This is a genomic window from Marinobacter sp. AL4B (assembly GCF_019916045.1).
Taxonomy (GTDB): domain Bacteria; phylum Pseudomonadota; class Gammaproteobacteria; order Pseudomonadales; family Oleiphilaceae; genus Marinobacter.
The window spans coordinates 302,163-314,185 of record NZ_JAILWZ010000013.1 but is presented as its reverse complement, the minus strand read 5'-3'; the positions used below and the strand labels follow the sequence as shown (position 1 = coordinate 314,185).

The following is a 12,023-nucleotide window of genomic DNA, read 5'->3' as shown; positions in this document are numbered from 1 at the left end:
AGCATGGCCAAACGCGATTATTACGAAGTACTTGGGGTCTCCCGGGGCGCGGAAGATAAAGAAATCAAGCGGGCGTACCGCAAGCTTGCGATGAAATACCATCCCGACCGTAACCCGGATGATGCAGACGCCGACGACAAGTTTAAAGAGGCCAGCGAAGCCTACGAAGTGTTGATGGATGCTAACAAACGTGCAGCGTATGACCAGTTCGGACACGCTGGCGTTGACGGTCAGGCCGGCGGTGGCGGCGGTGGCTTCGGTGGTGGTGGCAACTTCTCAGACATCTTCGGGGATGTATTTGGTGACATCTTTGGCGGTGGCGGCGGTGGTCGTGCACGCAACACCCGGGGTTCCGACCTGCGTTACACGCTGGAGTTGGATCTTGAAGAGGCGGTCAAAGGCAAAGACGTCAAGATCACCATTCCCGGCCATAAAGAGTGCGACAGCTGTGACGGTAGCGGTGCCGAAAAAGGCTCTCGCCCCGAAACCTGTGGAACTTGTCAGGGTATGGGGCAGGTGCGGATGCAGCAGGGCTTCTTCACTGTTCAGCAGGCGTGTCCGACTTGCCGTGGTTCCGGTCAGGTTATCAAAAACCCGTGTAAGTCTTGTCACGGACAAGGCCGCGTAAGGCAGGAGAAAACCCTGTCAGTGAAAGTGCCGCCGGGTGTTGATACTGGTGACCGCATTCGTTTGTCGGGTGAAGGTGAGATGGGCGTCGACGGCGGGCCTCCTGGAGATCTATACGTTCAGGTCGCTGTTCGCGAACACTCGATTTTCACCCGCGATGGCCGCAACCTATACTGTGAAGTGCCCATCAGCATCGTAGATGCCGCTTTGGGTGGCGAGCTTGAAGTGCCGACACTCGATGGCCGTGTGAAGCTGAAAATCCCGGCCGAAACCCAGACCGGCAAACTGTTCCGCTTGCGCAACAAAGGTGTTAGTCCCGTTCGCGGTGGCCCAGCGGGTGATTTACTGTGTCGTGTGATGGTTGAGACGCCGGTGAATCTGACCAAGCGTCAGAAAGAGTTGTTGGGCGAGTTCCAGAAGACGCTGGACGATTCCAATGGTTCCGAGCATGCTCCGAAGAAAACCTCTTGGTTCGAGGGTGTGAAAAGTTTCTTTGATGAAATGAAATTCTGAGGACAGAGCTGATGCGGGTAGCAATCATTGGCGCCGCCGGGCGCATGGGTAAGGTATTGATTGAAGCGGTAGACGGCACCGAAGGGCTTGAGCTGGGCGCGGCGGTTGTCGAGCCGGATAGCAGCCTGATCGGTGCAGATGCCGGTGACATGACCGGGGTTGGTAAAACTGGCGTTAAGCTGGCAGCCAGTCTGGCGGACGTGAAAGACGACTTCGACGTACTGGTCGACTTCACCTTCCCGGACTTGACGCTGGAAAATGCCGAGTTCTGCAAAGCCAACGGCAAAATGCTCGTGATCGGCACCACCGGCATGACCGAAGCGGAAAAAGAGCAGCTTGCCCAAGCGGCAGAGTCTGTTCCCGTGGTCTTCGCGCCGAACATGAGCGTTGGCGTAAACGTGGTGCTGAATCTGCTGAAGACAGCGGCCGCAACGCTGGGTGACGACTACGACGTAGAAATCATCGAAGCGCACCATCGCCACAAAAAAGACGCACCCTCTGGAACCGCGCTGCGCATGGGCGAAGTCGTCGCCGACGCGCTGGGGCGTGATCTCAAAGAGTGTGCCGTTTACGGTCGTGAAGGCTTCACCGGTGAGCGCACCCGCAAAGAAATTGGCTTCGAAACCATACGCGCTGGCGATGTTGTGGGTGATCACACCGTACTGTTCGCCACCGAAGGCGAGCGCATCGAAGTGACCCACAAGGCCAGTAGCCGCATGACTTTCGCCAAGGGAGCAATGCGCGCCGCATTGTGGTTAAAGGGTAAGTCGGCAGGTTTGTACGATATGCAGGATGTGCTGAACCTGAAAGGGTGATTTTGCGAAGTGTAGCCGGAGCCTAGGGTTAAAAAGCCAGAGGCCGTCTATATCAAGTCAGATCGTAATTCGCGATGGACAAAAAGCGGAAAAATTCGTAGAATAAGTCGATTTTTTTGCACCAAGCGTACCTTTGAAAAGTTTCTAGAAAAGCGGGACCGAGCCATCACTCAGTCTCGCTTTTTTGCAACCTGACTTTGCGCTTGCGTTCCTGTTCGTGACGAACTTACGCCACTCGATGAGGATACAAGCCTTGAGTACACCAGCAATCCTTGCACTCGCAGACGGAAGCCTGTTTTACGGCACCGCCATCGGCGCAGACGGAGAAACCAGCGGCGAAGTGGTATTCAATACCGCAATGACCGGCTACCAGGAAATCCTGACCGACCCGTCATATTCGCGCCAAATCGTCACCTTGACGTATCCCCACATCGGCAACACCGGCGTTAACGAAGAAGACGTGGAATCTGACCGCGTACACGCCGCAGGCCTGATTATTCGTGACCTACCGCTCGTTGCCAGCAGCTGGCGTAGTCAGGGTAGCCTCGAAGACTACCTGCGAAGCAACAACATCGTGGGCATTGCTGACATCGATACCCGCCGCCTGACCCGCATCCTCAGGGACAAAGGTTCCCAAAATGGAGCCATCTTGGCAGGCGAGAGCGCCACGGCTGAGCGTGCACTTGAGTTGGCAAAAGCCTTTCCCGGCCTCAAAGGCATGGATTTGGCAAAAGAAGTAACTTGCGAAAAGCCTTACCAGTGGGAACAGTCCGAATGGGACTTGGCCAGCGGCTACGGTGAGCAAACTGACGCCAAATTCAAAGTGGTGGCCTGGGACTACGGCGTGAAGTACAACATCTTGCGCATGCTGGCTTCTCGTGGTTGTGACATTACCGTCGTGCCCGCCCAAACTCCGGCATCCGAAGTGCTGGCCATGAACCCGGACGGCATTTTCCTGTCGAACGGCCCTGGAGACCCAGAGCCATGCGACTACGCGATCAGCGCGATTAAAGACGTGTTGGAAACCGATATCCCGGTTTTCGGCATCTGCTTGGGTCACCAATTGTTGGCGCTGGCCAGTGGTGCCAAATCCATGAAAATGGGGCACGGCCATCACGGTGCCAACCACCCGGTACAAGACCTGGAAAAAGGCACGGTCATGATCACTAGCCAGAACCACGGTTTTGCGGTGGACGAGACAACCTTGCCTTCGACGGTTCAGGCGACTCACAAATCATTGTTTGACGGCACCCTGCAGGGTATTCGCCGGACTGATAAATCGGCGTACAGCTTTCAGGGGCACCCTGAAGCTAGCCCGGGTCCTCATGACGTGGCACCCCTGTTCGACGAGTTTATCCAGTTGATGGAAGCACGATCCGCCTAAGGGCGGATCACCACGGATAACGACAGGCGCCGCGTGTTCTGCGCTGCAAGAATTCAAAAGTTGCTGACAGGTTTACCGAGACATGCCAAAACGTACCGACATCAAAAGCATCCTGATCCTGGGCGCTGGCCCCATCGTGATCGGGCAGGCGTGCGAGTTCGACTACTCTGGAGCTCAGGCTTGTAAAGCCCTGCGTGAAGAGGGTTACCGGGTTATTCTGGTGAACTCCAACCCGGCTACCATCATGACCGACCCAGCGATGGCCGATGCGACCTACATCGAGCCTATCAACTGGGAAACCGTTGAAAAAATCATCGAGAAAGAAAAGCCTGACGCCCTGTTGCCAACCATGGGTGGCCAGACAGCACTGAACTGTGCGTTGGATCTGGAAAAATACGGCGTACTCGACAAACACGGCGTCGAAATGATCGGTGCAAATGCCGACACCATCGACAAAGCCGAAGACCGTAACCGCTTCGATCAGGCCATGAAGAAAATTGGTCTGGAGTGCCCGCGCGCTTCCATTGCCCATTCCATGGAAGAAGCTTGGAAAATCTCCAAAGAAATCGGCTTCCCGTGCATTATTCGTCCGTCGTTCACCATGGGTGGTTCCGGTGGTGGTATCGCGTACAACAAAGATGAATTTGAAGAAATCTGTACTCGTGGCCTGGATCTCTCTCCAACCAACGAGCTGCTGATCGACGAATCTCTGATCGGCTGGAAAGAATACGAGATGGAAGTGGTTCGTGACAAAAACGACAACTGCATCATCGTCTGCGCCATCGAAAACTTTGACGCAATGGGCGTGCACACCGGTGATTCCATCACCGTAGCTCCCGCCCAGACTCTGACCGACAAAGAATACCAAATCATGCGTAACGCCTCCTTGGCGGTACTGCGTGAAATCGGCGTTGAAACCGGCGGCTCCAACGTTCAGTTCGGCATTAACCCCGACACCGGCCGCATGGTCGTGATCGAGATGAACCCGCGTGTATCCCGCTCTTCGGCGCTGGCGTCGAAAGCAACCGGTTTCCCGATTGCCAAGGTTGCCGCGAAATTGGCCATTGGCTACACCCTTGATGAGCTGCAGAACGAAATCACCGGTGGTGTTACCCCGGCGTCGTTTGAGCCGAGCATCGATTACGTAGTTACCAAGATTCCTCGATTCACCTTCGAAAAGTTCCCGCAGGCGGACGCTCGACTGACCACGCAGATGAAGTCGGTTGGCGAAGTCATGGCCATTGGTCGGACCTTCCAGGAGTCTATGCAGAAAGCTTTGCGCGGCTTGGAAGTGGGCTCTGAAGGCTTTGACGAGAAGCTGGAAGATCTGGATTCAGAGAACTCCCGCGAAACACTGACCACCGAACTCAATGTGCCGGGCGCAGAGCGCATCTGGTACATCGGCGACGCCTTCCGTGCCGGAATGACGGTCGAAGAAGTCTTCAAGCACACCAAGGTTGATCCTTGGTACTTGGTGCAGATTGAAGATCTCGTCAAAGAAGAAAGTGCACTGAAGACGGCAGGCAAGGCCGATATTGATTACGCGACCTTGTTCCGACTGAAACGCAAAGGCTTCTCCGACGCACGACTGGCCAAGCTGCTCGGCATTTCCGAAGCCAGCATGCGTAAGTTGCGTCATGATCTGGGCGTGCGCCCGGTTTATAAGCGTGTGGATACCTGTGCGGCCGAATTCGCGTCAGACACCGCTTACATGTACTCCACTTACGAAGAAGAGTGCGAGGCAGACCCTTCCGATCGCGATAAGATCGTGGTTATTGGTGGTGGGCCTAACCGGATCGGTCAGGGCATCGAATTCGACTATTGCTGTGTTCACGCCGCGCTTGCGATGCGCGAAGACGGCTATGAAACCATCATGATCAACTGCAACCCGGAGACCGTGTCGACTGACTATGACACCTCGGATCGTTTGTACTTCGAGCCGATCACTCTGGAAGATGTTCTTGAAATTATTGCCGTTGAAAAGCCGAAGGGCGTGATTGTTCAGTACGGCGGTCAAACGCCGTTGAAACTGGCGCGCGGCCTTGAAGCTGCAGGCGTGCCTATTATCGGCACCAGCCCGGACGCCATCGACCGAGCGGAAGATCGTGAGCGGTTCCAGCAGATGATCCAGCGTTTGGGTCTGAAGCAGCCTGAAAACGCCACCGTTCGTAGTCATGAAGAAGGCATTATTGCCGCTCGTGAAATTGGCTATCCTCTGGTCGTTCGCCCGTCCTATGTGTTGGGTGGGCGTGCTATGGAGATCGTCTACGACGAGACCGAGCTGGTTCGCTATATGCAAAGCGCAGTGTTGGTGTCCAATGACAGCCCGGTGCTTCTGGATCACTTCCTGAACGCGGCTATCGAGGTGGATATCGACGCCATCTCGGACGGTACCGACGTAGTCATCGGTGGCATCATGCAGCACATTGAGCAGGCAGGTATTCACTCCGGTGACTCCGCGTGTTCACTGCCGCCCTACAGCTTGCCTAAAGATGTCCAGGACGCGATGCGTGAAGCGGTCAAGAAGATGGCCATTGAGCTGGAAGTTATCGGTCTGATGAACGTTCAGTTGGCCTGGCAGGATGGCGAAATATACGTGATCGAGGTGAATCCTCGGGCATCCCGTACCGTGCCGTTTGTGTCCAAGGCTATTGGCTTGTCTCTGGCGGCGGTTGCAGCCCGAGTCATGTCCGGCAAGACTCTGAAAGAGTTGGAGTTCACGCAGGAAATCGTGCCGACCTACTACGCGGTGAAAGAGTCTGTCTTCCCGTTCAACAAGTTCCCGTCGGTTGATCCGATTCTTGGGCCGGAAATGAAGTCGACTGGTGAGGTGATGGGACTGGGTGACAGCTTCGATGAAGCCTTTGCTAAGGCGTCGTTGGCAATCGGTGACGTTCTGCCGACTGAAGGCACTGCCTTCATGTCAGTGAGAAACGTCGACAAACCGGGTGCTATCGAGGTTGCTCGTGAACTGATTGAAGCTGGCTTCAAGGTCATTGCAACAACCGGTACCGCGAAAGCGCTGGAGCAGGCGGGTATTACGGTTGCGCACGTCAACAAGGTTCGTGAGGGTCGCCCGCACATTGTTGATGCGATCAAGAACGGTGATGTGCAGTTAATTATCAACACCACCGAAGGCCGCAAGGCTATCTCTGATTCGTCGCAAATTCGTCAGTCGGCGTTGCAGAGCAAGGTGACCTATACAACGACTCTGGCAGGTGGCGAAGCCTACTGTCGAGCCATTAAGTTTGGTCCGGAGCGCGCAGTTCGCCGCCTCCAGGACTTGCACGCAGGGAAGTAACGATATGTCTAATGATAGAGTTCCTATGACCAAGCTGGGCGAAAGCCGCTTGCGTGAGGAGCTGAAAAAGCTGAAATCCGAAGATCGCCCGCGGGTGATTCAGGCTATTTCTGATGCTCGCGAACACGGCGACTTGAAAGAAAATGCCGAATACCATGCTGCGCGTGAGCAGCAGAGCTTTATCGAAGGCCGCATTCAGGAAATTGAAGGCAAGCTTTCGGGGGCTCAGGTGATCGACGTGACCACGATGGAAAACACCGGCAAGGTCATTTTCGGTACCACAGTCGAATTGGTGAACATGGACACCGATGAAGAAGTGACCTACCAGATTGTTGGTGAAGATGAGGCCGACATCAAAGCCGGGAAACTTTCGGTATCCTCGCCGATTGCGCGGGCTCTGATCGGTAAAAGCGAGGGAGATGTGGTAGCAGTTCGCATTCCGTCCGGTACGGTTGAGTACGAAATTGCCGAGGTGCAGTACATTTAAGGTATTGCAGGCAAAGAAAAGCCGGTCAGAGTGAACCTCTGGCCGGCTTTTTTATGGCTAGATACTTATTTGTTTCTGAGCAGGTTGGAGAGCTTTGGATTTGGCTTTTTGGACCGGCGCAGAATGACAGCGATTTTGCCAATGGTTTGTACCAGTTCGGCTTTCGCACTTTTGCACAGAGCCTCAATGGCCTCCTGGCGCGCTTCGCGGTCCTGCGTGGCGACTTTGATCTTGATCAGTTCGTGATCGTTCAGGGCGCGATCCAGCTCGTCTTGGAGTCCTTCGGACAGGCCTTTGTCGCCGACAATGATTACGGGCTTCAGGTTGTGGGCAATGGCCCGGTATTCCCGGCGCTGTTCCGATGACAAACTCATGATGTATTCTCTTTATCAATGCTATTAACAAAAGGTCAGCGGCTTAAAAGCTGACAACGGCGTATAATAGAGTGATTGTAACAGATAGATGCCTGCTACAAATGGCTGTAATCACTTACAGGTGTTGTTTGTCGTTTTAGTGGCGGGGAACGATTTTCCGAACTCTGTGTCTTTTACGGATAGGCCACTTCTGGTTTACGAGCGTACATTTGGTGTAAGGTGTTCGAAAAGGGTTGGTGGTCAGGCCGCGACTCTGCAATTCACAGGTGATGATCCTTGAACGATATGGCAAAAAATTTAGTTCTATGGCTAGTGATAGCCGCTGTGCTGCTGATGGTGTTTCAGAATTTCACGCCCACCACCAGCGGGCAACAAGTTAATTATTCCCAGTTTGTCGAAATGGTCCAGCAAGGACAGGTTCGTCAGGTGACGGTAGACGGGCTGGAAATTCAAGGCATTCGGGGTGACGGCTCTCAGTTCCAGACAGTTCGTCCTCAAGTGCCCGACAACAAACTGATGGACGACCTTCTTGCGAATCAAGTTGAGGTAATCGGTAAAGAGCCAGAGCGCCAGAGCCTGTGGACCCAGCTATTGGTGGCTGCATTCCCGATTCTGATCATCATCGCATTGTTCATGTTCTTCATGCGCCAGATGCAAGGCGGTGGCGGCGGCAAAGGCCCTATGTCCTTTGGTAAAAGCAAAGCCCGTCTGCTCAGTGAAGATCAGATCAAAACGACCTTTGGTGACGTGGCCGGTGTTGAAGAGGCCAAAGAAGACGTCAAAGAGTTGGTCGACTTCCTGCGTGACCCAAGTAAATTCCAGCGTCTGGGCGGCCGTATTCCGAAGGGCGTTCTGATGGTTGGCCCTCCGGGTACGGGTAAAACGCTGCTGGCCAAGGCCATCGCAGGCGAAGCCAAGGTGCCGTTCTTCTCTATCTCGGGTTCAGACTTCGTTGAGATGTTTGTCGGTGTGGGTGCGTCACGTGTTCGCGACATGTTCGAACAAGCGAAAAAGCAGAGCCCCTGCATCATCTTCATCGACGAGATCGATGCCGTTGGTCGTCATCGTGGCGCCGGTATGGGCGGCGGTCACGATGAGCGTGAGCAAACGCTGAACCAGTTGTTGGTTGAAATGGACGGCTTTGAGGGTAACGAGGGCGTTATCGTCATTGCCGCGACCAACCGACCTGACGTGCTGGACCCGGCGTTGTTGCGCCCGGGCCGTTTCGATCGTCAGGTAGTGGTTAGCTTGCCAGACATTAAGGGTCGCGAGCAGATCCTGAAAGTGCATATGAAGAAAGTGCCATTGGCAGACGGTATCGATCCGGAGGTGATCGCTCGCGGTACTCCAGGATTCTCTGGTGCCGACTTGGCGAACCTTGTGAACGAGGCTGCATTGTTTGCCGCGCGCCGTAACCTGCGCTTGGTCTCCATGGAAGAGCTGGAGCTGGCAAAAGATAAGATCATGATGGGCGCTGAGCGTAAGTCCATGGTGATGAATGAAAAAGAAAAGCTGAATACTGCCTATCACGAGGCGGGTCATGCGATTGTGGGTCGTGTAGTCCCCGAGCACGATCCCGTGTACAAAGTGAGCATTATTCCTCGTGGCCGCGCGCTGGGTGTGACTATGTTTCTCCCTGAAGAGGATAAGTACAGCCACTCCAAGCGTTACTTGATCAGTTCGATTTGCAGCTTGTTTGGTGGACGTATCGCTGAAGAGCTCACGTTGGGTGTTGATGGCGTAACAACCGGTGCATCGAACGACATTGAGCGTGCTACCAGCCTTGCGCGCAACATGGTCACTCGTTGGGGCTTGTCCGATAAGTTGGGGCCGTTGCAGTACGACACCGACAGCGAAGAGCCGTTCTTGGGACGCTCAGCTGGTCAGTCTCATACGGTGTATTCGCCCGAGACTGCGCAGCGCATCGATGAGGAAGTGCGGAACATCGTTGACACCTGCTACGAGACTGCCAAGCAGATTCTGGTCGAGAATCGTGAAAAACTAGACATGATGGCTCATGCTTTGATGAAGTATGAAACGATCGATCGCTTCCAGATTGACGACATCATGGAAGGGCGTGATCCTCGTCCCCCGAAAAACTGGGGCGACAGCGGCCCGTCTGCTGGTGGAACGCCCGAAGGCGCCGAGCCGGCACCTGAGCCCAAGGAGTCAGGAGACGATGGGCAGCCCGGAGTAGGGCGTCCGGCTGGCGAGCACTAACTCGCGCTAAAGCTTTAAGTGTTATCCGACGCCGCCCATATATTGGGCGGCGTTTGTTTTTGTCTTTACAAAAGATCTAACCGGAGCCCTATGAACGTTAATTTTGCCGGCCGCCAACTAAATCTGTCCGAATGCCATGTCATGGGTATTCTCAATGTTACACCCGATTCGTTTTCGGACGGCGGCCAATTCAACAGTGTGGATGCAGCCGTGCTTCGAGCGAAGCAGATGGTTGCTGATGGAGCTGCTTTTGTAGATGTAGGGGGTGAGTCGACTCGCCCGGGAGCCACGCCGGTATCTTCACAGCAAGAGTTAGATCGGGTGTGCCCGGTGGTTGAGGCAATTGCGCGAGAGCTGGATGTGGTGGTGTCTGTAGATACCAGTAATCCGCTGGTTATGGCTGAATCGGTTAAAGTCGGGGCTGGGTTAATCAATGATGTTCGTGCGCTCCAGCGAGACGGCGCCCCAGAGACGGCGGCCCGGGCGGGAGTTCCGGTTTGTTTGATGCACATTCAGGGAGAGCCGGACACCATGCAGGATTCGCCGTTTTATCGAAATGTTCGCCGGGAAGTCAGTTCGTTTTTAACTGAGAGGGTGCGGGTAGCAGAGGCTGCGGGGGTGCTACCGGAGAATATTATCCTTGATCCGGGGTTCGGTTTTGGCAAAACGGTTGATCACAATGTGCAGCTCTTGGCCGGCATGGAGCAAATGCATATGCTGGGACATCCGCTGTTGGTTGGTGTCTCCCGAAAATCGGTGCTCGGAGTTATCACGGGCCGCGATGTTAATGAAAGGTTGTCTGCCAGCCTTGCAGCCGCGACAATATTGGCCATGAAAGGCGCGAGCATTCTGCGGGTGCATGACGTCAGGGAAACTGTGGATGCCGTGAAAGTCGTAACGGCAGTTAAGGAGGCAAGGTAATGTCCCAGCGTAAATATTTTGGTACCGACGGTATTCGAGGTCGGGTAGGCGAGCAGCCCATCACGCCCGAGTTTATGCTCCATCTTGGGTGGGCGGCCGGTCAGGCGTTCAAGAAAGCAGGTCAACGCAATAGTGTTTTGATCGGTAAAGATACTCGCCTGTCGGGTTACATGTTTGAGTCTGCATTGGAAGCAGGGCTTTCTGCTGCAGGGGTTGATGTGAAGCTTCTGGGGCCCATGCCCACGCCCGCCATTGCTTATCTCACGCGTACTTTCCGGGCCTCGGCTGGCATAGTGATCAGTGCCTCCCATAACCCCCACCACGACAACGGGATAAAGTTCTTCTCTGCTGCGGGCACCAAGTTGGATGATGCCCTCGAGTCTGAGATCGAACGTTGGTTGGATAGGCCGATTGAAGTCTGTGAGCCCAAAGAGCTAGGCAAGGTCAGTCGGATCGATGATGCGCCAGGTCGCTATGTTGAATTCTGCAAAAGTACGGTTCCGAACGAGTTTACGTTGGACGATATGCATGTCGTGTTGGACTGTGCTCACGGTGCAACCTATCACGTGGCGCCAAAGGTATTCCGCGAGCTGGGTGCTAGGCTGACCGTGATCGGTGCTGAGCCGGATGGTTTGAATATCAATTTGAACGTTGGTTCCACGCACTTGGACAACTTGAAGCAGACCGTTATCGAGACGGGTGCCGATTTGGGTGTCGCGTTTGACGGCGATGGCGACCGGGTGCTGATGGTCGATCGGGACGGCTCGGAAGTTGATGGTGACGAGTTATTGTACATTCTCGCTTCTCAGCGTCGTGCAGAAGGGCGTTTGGAAGGTGGTGTTGTTGGAACGTTGATGACCAATCTGGGTGTTGAGCTGGCGCTGAACGAGCTTGATATTCCGTTCGAGCGGGCAAAGGTTGGCGACCGGTATGTGATGGAGCGTTTGCTGGCCAATGATTGGTTGGTGGGTGGCGAAGGCTCAGGGCACATGGTTATTCGAGACTGCATTGGCACGGGCGATGGTGTGGTGTCGGCGTTGCAGGTGTTGCTGGCTATAGGTAATTCCGGTAAAACCCTGACCGAGCTGCGCAGTGGTATGAATAAGTTGCCGCAAACCATGATCAACGTAAAAGTTGCGCAGCGTTTCGATCCGCTTAGTCGGGAAGATATTGTGAGTGCCATGCGACAGGCTGAAGCAGATCTTGGCGATTCGGGCAGGATTCTCCTGCGTGCTTCAGGAACCGAGCCGTTGATTCGAGTGATGGCAGAAGGTAAAGATGCGGCTGAGATTGCCCGAGTCGCGGAGCGTCTGTCAGTGGTGGTTAAGCAGTCAACCCCCTGAGTCAAAACGGGGCGGTTGTGCAGACGAAATCTCTGCTG

General features: G+C 54.7%; 9 protein-coding genes. 8 read left to right on the top strand and 1 reads right to left on the bottom strand.

Going from position 1 to position 12,023, the window contains the following annotated elements; translation table 11 throughout:
- Window positions 1–3: 3 nt before the first annotated feature.
- The 5 genes from dnaJ (at window position 4) to greA (ending at window position 7,127) form a co-directional block, all read left to right on the top strand.
- Window positions 4–1,140 carry a molecular chaperone DnaJ gene (gene dnaJ, locus K5L82_RS11745; protein ID WP_133007426.1) on the top strand — a complete coding sequence of 379 codons (1,137 nt, stop codon included), beginning with the start codon at window positions 4–6 and terminating at the stop codon, window positions 1,138–1,140.
- A gap of 11 nt (window positions 1,141–1,151) precedes the next feature.
- Window positions 1,152–1,955: a 4-hydroxy-tetrahydrodipicolinate reductase gene (gene dapB / locus K5L82_RS11740; protein ID WP_133007427.1), complete on the top strand. Its 804-nt coding sequence runs from the start codon at window positions 1,152–1,154 to the stop codon at window positions 1,953–1,955.
- A 253-nt stretch (window positions 1,956–2,208) separates the two neighbouring features.
- Window positions 2,209–3,339 (top strand): glutamine-hydrolyzing carbamoyl-phosphate synthase small subunit, encoded by a 1,131-nt coding sequence (gene carA / locus K5L82_RS11735; RefSeq protein ID WP_223134276.1) that lies wholly within the window; start codon window positions 2,209–2,211, stop codon window positions 3,337–3,339.
- 82 nt (window positions 3,340–3,421) lie between these two features.
- Window positions 3,422–6,640, top strand: coding sequence for a carbamoyl-phosphate synthase large subunit (carB, locus tag K5L82_RS11730; RefSeq protein WP_133007429.1), 3,219 nt, complete (start codon window positions 3,422–3,424; stop codon window positions 6,638–6,640).
- Between the two features lie 4 nt (window positions 6,641–6,644).
- Window positions 6,645–7,127: a transcription elongation factor GreA gene (greA, locus tag K5L82_RS11725; protein ID WP_133007430.1), complete on the top strand. Its 483-nt coding sequence runs from the start codon at window positions 6,645–6,647 to the stop codon at window positions 7,125–7,127.
- Window positions 7,128–7,192: 65 nt separating this feature from the next.
- On the opposite strand, the gene yhbY is transcribed toward greA, so the two are convergent.
- The gene (yhbY, locus tag K5L82_RS11720; RefSeq protein WP_133007431.1) at window positions 7,193–7,501 is read right to left on the bottom strand and encodes a ribosome assembly RNA-binding protein YhbY; all 309 of its coding nucleotides are present in this window, start codon (window positions 7,499–7,501) and stop codon (window positions 7,193–7,195) included.
- 276 nt (window positions 7,502–7,777) lie between these two features.
- On the opposite strand from yhbY, the gene ftsH reads away from it, so the two are divergent.
- From ftsH to glmM, 3 genes are all read left to right on the top strand, one after another.
- Window positions 7,778–9,721 (top strand): ATP-dependent zinc metalloprotease FtsH, encoded by a 1,944-nt coding sequence (ftsH, locus tag K5L82_RS11715; protein ID WP_223134275.1) that lies wholly within the window; start codon window positions 7,778–7,780, stop codon window positions 9,719–9,721.
- Window positions 9,722–9,811: 90 nt separating this feature from the next.
- Window positions 9,812–10,642, top strand: coding sequence for a dihydropteroate synthase (gene folP / locus K5L82_RS11710; RefSeq protein WP_223134274.1), 831 nt, complete (start codon window positions 9,812–9,814; stop codon window positions 10,640–10,642).
- Window positions 10,642–11,985, top strand: coding sequence for a phosphoglucosamine mutase (gene glmM / locus K5L82_RS11705; RefSeq protein WP_133007434.1), 1,344 nt, complete (start codon window positions 10,642–10,644; stop codon window positions 11,983–11,985). Before folP ends, glmM begins: the two co-directional genes overlap by 1 nt.
- The last annotated feature ends 38 nt before the right edge of the window (window positions 11,986–12,023 follow it).